Origin of the sequence: Pseudogracilibacillus sp. ICA-222130 (assembly GCF_037892545.1) — a bacterium.
GTDB lineage: Bacteria > Bacillota > Bacilli > Bacillales > Amphibacillaceae > Pseudogracilibacillus.
The window spans coordinates 1-3926 of the sequence record NZ_JBBKBG010000060.1; the positions used below are offsets into that span (position 1 = coordinate 1).

Consider the following 3926-nt stretch of genomic DNA (forward strand, 5'->3'; position numbering starts at 1 on the left):
CTAGTTAGTTTTCCTATTGGCATACGAATCGATTACTTGTTAAAATAAAGTAAGCGGTTAAATAAACGTCGCGACATAGAGGAGAATGAAAAAAATGAACGAAACATATATTTTAGCGCTCGATCAAGGAACGACGAGTTCACGAGCGATTTTATTTAATAAAAAGGGAGAAATTGTTACATTTGAACAACATGAATTTCAGCAATTTTTTCCAGAACCTGGATGGGTTGAACATGATGCGAATGAAATTTGGACGTCCATTCTCGCATGTATTGCGGGTGTATTACGAAAAGCTGATATACGTCCAACACAAATAGAAGCAATCGGTATTACAAATCAACGTGAAACAACGGTCGTTTGGGATAAAGAAACAGGAAAACCAATTTATCATGCAATCGTATGGCAATCACGCCAAACAGCTAGTATTTGTGATGAATTAAAAGAAGCTGGGCTTGAGCCTTTATTTCAAGATAAAACAGGATTATTATTAGACCCTTACTTTTCTGGTACGAAAGTAAAATGGGTGCTGGATAATGTAGAGGGAGCTAGAGAGAAAGCCGAACGAGGAGACCTTTTATTCGGCACGATTGATACATGGCTTGTTTATAAATTATCTGGTGGAAAAGCACATGTGACAGATTATTCCAATGCATCACGAACATTACTGTTTAATATTTATGACCTTACATGGGATGATGAATTACTAGATATTTTAACGATTCCAAAAAGCATGTTACCAGAAGTATGCTCTTCTTCAGAAGTATATGCACATACGGTAGATTACCATTTCTTCGGTGCAGAAGTACCAATTGCTGGTATTGCGGGAGATCAACAAGCAGCATTATTTGGGCAAACATGTTTTGAATCTGGCATGGCAAAAAATACATATGGAACAGGTTGTTTCATGTTAATGAATACGGGAGAAAAAGGGGTAAAGTCGAAGCATGGACTCTTAACGACCATTGCTTGGGGATTGGACGGCAAAGTTGAATATGCTTTAGAAGGTAGCATTTTCGTTGCCGGGTCAGCGATTCAATGGTTACGTGATGGGATGCGTATGATTAAAAATAGCGCTGATAGTGAGTTATATGCAGAACGTGTAGACTCGACAGACGGTGTATATGTCGTTCCAGCATTTGTTGGCTTAGGAACACCTTATTGGGATAGTGATGCACGAGGTGCTGTATTTGGTCTAACACGTGGAACGACGAAAGAACATTTTATTCGCGCGACATTGGAGTCCTTAGCCTATCAAACGAAAGATGTACTCGATGCGATGACGAAAGATAGTGGAATGAAATTAAAATCACTCCGTGTGGATGGTGGTGTCGTAAAAAATGATTTATTGATGCAATTCCAAAGTGATTTATTGCATGTACCGGTCGACCGTTCTAGTATAAATGAAACAACAGCGCTCGGTGCAGCATATTTAGCAGGTCTGGCAGTCGGATTTTTTGAAAGTAAAGAAATGATTGAACAATTATGGCAAAAAGATCATACATTTGAATGTAAGATGGAAGAATCAAAACGAGATACATTGTATACAGGTTGGAAAAAGGCGGTAGAAGCGACGCGTATCTTTACGTCATAAATTATGAAAGAGGTGGGCAAGATGAAGAAAATTATAAATGAAGCAAATCACGTTGTGGATCATATGATAGAAGGGATGCTTGCTACATCTCCACATTTATATAAACGACTGGAAGATAAACATGTCATTACTCGGAAAAATGCACCAACAGATGGAAAGGTCGCAATCATTAGTGGCGGCGGAAGTGGACATGAGCCAGCACATACAGGCTATGTTGGTAAAGGGATGTTAGATGCAGCTGTAATTGGGGAGGTGTTCACTTCTCCAAGTGCGGCAGATATTTATGAGACGATTAAAGCGGTCGATAGTGGAAGCGGTGTATTTTTAATTATTAAAAATTATGCAGGCGATGTCATGAATTTTGAAATGGCGCGTGAATTTGCTGAAATGGACGGTGTTCAAGTAGAGCAAATTATCGTGCGTGATGATGTTGCGGTGGAAGATAGTACATATACAGTTGGCCGACGTGGCATCGCTGGGACAGTCTTTGTACATAAAATTATTGGAGCATTAGCTGAAACAGGTGCGTCTTTAGCAGAAATAAAGGAAGTAGCAGAGCAAGTTGTGCAAAATGTTCGATCGATTGGTGTTGCAACAAGTCCTTGTACGATTCCAGCAGTCGGAGAACCTACTTTTACATTAAAAGAAGATGAGTTAGAAATTGGGATTGGAATCCATGGGGAACCTGGTATTGAAAGAAGAAAAATGATGTCTGCAGCTGAAATTGCGACATATATGTTGGATAAAATTTTTGCGGATATAGAGATACATAGTGGGGACGATGTCGCTGTGCTTATTAATGGGCTCGGCGCAACCCCTGAAATGGAATTATATATTATGCAATATGAGGTAGAGAAAATTTTACGAGAAAAAGGAATCAATATATATCGAGCATTTGTCGGCGAATATATGACAGCACTCGAAATGGGTGGTTGTTCTGTGACATTGCTAAAGTTAGATGAGGCATGGAAGGAATTATTAGATGCTCCATCTGATGCGAAAAATTTCTTTGTTCGTTCATAAAAGGGTGAAATAAATGGAAATTACGAAAGAGCATATAACATGTTGGATAAAAAAAATAAACGAAAAAATAGCTGAGAATAAATGTTATTTAACGAAATTGGATCAACCAATTGGAGATGGAGACCATGGTGTAAACATGGAACGAGGTTTTCAAGCAACAGTAAATATGCTCGAGACGACATCCTATGATACAGTTTCTAGTATGCTAAAAGCGTGTGCTTTATCAATTATGTCAAAAGTAGGTGGCGCGGCAGGACCTTTATACGGTACAGCTTTTTTGCGTATGTCTTTACATGTAAAAGGGGAAACAATAGTAACAGAAAAAATGTTTATAGAAGCATTGAATGAAGCGGTTGTCGGTATGAAAAAACGTGGTCGTACAGAAGTTGGCGAAAAAACGATGATTGATGTTTGGGCACCTGTCGTGGAAAAATTACAAGAGGACGGGGCTTTACATGCAAGTACTATCATTCAGACAGCAAAAGAGGCACGAAATAAAACCGAACATATTGCTGCGTCAAAAGGACGTGCAAGTTTCTTTAAAGAAAAATCGGTAGGCTATATTGACCCTGGCGCAGCTTCCTCGTATATTATATTTGAAGCACTCGCGGAAACATTAGAAGAAGGAGCGTGTCAACGTGGCTAATGTAGGTATCGTATTAATTTCACATAGTACTCAAATTGCTAGTGGTGTAAAAGAATTGATTCAACAGGTAATCCAAGAAGTTCCAATTGAATTAGCAGCAGGAACAGAGGATGGAAGAATTGGTACAACGATGGGAAAAATCTCCTCTGCTATTCATGCTGCAAATAAGGGTGACGGGGTTCTTTTGTTTTATGATTTAGGTAGTGCCAAAATGAATGCTGAAGTCGTCTTAGAGATGCTTGCTGATGATCAAATTGTCATCGCTGAAGCGCCAATTGTAGAAGGATCTTACATTGCTGCGGTGGAAGCGAGCATGGGGAAAACATTGGGAGAAATATTAGAGACATTGGAAGCAGGATTTCCACCGAATAATATGGCATAATTCCGCAAGTTCCTGTACTTTTTCCGTTTCACTTGCGAATATGTGGCGTAATTCCGCAAGTTTGCTTAACTTTTCCGTTGCACTTGCGGATATATTGCATAATTCCGCAAGTTCGCATACTTTTTCCGTTGCACTTGCGAATATATGGCACAATTCCGCAAGTTCCCGTAATATTTCCGTTTCACTTGCGAATATATGGCGTAATTCCGCAAGTTCGCGTACTTTTTCCGTTTCACTTGCGAATATATGGCGTAATTCCGCAAGTTCCTGTACTTTTTCCGTTG

The 3926-nt window shown here is 39.4% G+C and carries 5 protein-coding genes; 4 read left to right on the forward strand and 1 reads right to left on the reverse strand.

Features of this window, described 5'->3' with window-relative positions; genetic code table 11:
* The first annotated feature begins 94 nt into the window (after window positions 1–94).
* The 4 genes from glpK to dhaM are packed head-to-tail and all read left to right on the forward strand — an operon-like array spanning window position 95 to window position 3642.
* Window positions 95–1591: a glycerol kinase GlpK gene (gene glpK / locus WKT09_RS13505; RefSeq protein ID WP_340416531.1), complete on the forward strand. Its 1497-nt coding sequence runs from the start codon at window positions 95–97 to the stop codon at window positions 1589–1591.
* Between the two features lie 21 nt (window positions 1592–1612).
* Window positions 1613–2614, forward strand: coding sequence for a dihydroxyacetone kinase subunit DhaK (gene dhaK, locus WKT09_RS13510; protein ID WP_340416532.1), 1002 nt, complete (start codon window positions 1613–1615; stop codon window positions 2612–2614).
* Between the two features lie 13 nt (window positions 2615–2627).
* Window positions 2628–3260: a dihydroxyacetone kinase subunit DhaL gene (dhaL, locus tag WKT09_RS13515; protein WP_340416533.1), complete on the forward strand. Its 633-nt coding sequence runs from the start codon at window positions 2628–2630 to the stop codon at window positions 3258–3260.
* Window positions 3253–3642: a dihydroxyacetone kinase phosphoryl donor subunit DhaM gene (gene dhaM, locus WKT09_RS13520; RefSeq protein ID WP_340416534.1), complete on the forward strand. Its 390-nt coding sequence runs from the start codon at window positions 3253–3255 to the stop codon at window positions 3640–3642. Before dhaL ends, dhaM begins: the two co-directional genes overlap by 8 nt.
* On the opposite strand, the gene WKT09_RS13525 is transcribed toward dhaM, so the two are convergent.
* A partial coding sequence (locus WKT09_RS13525; RefSeq protein WP_340416535.1) for a hypothetical protein occupies window positions 3598–3926 on the reverse strand: 329 nt, incomplete at its 5' end. The genes dhaM and WKT09_RS13525 overlap by 45 nt on opposite strands.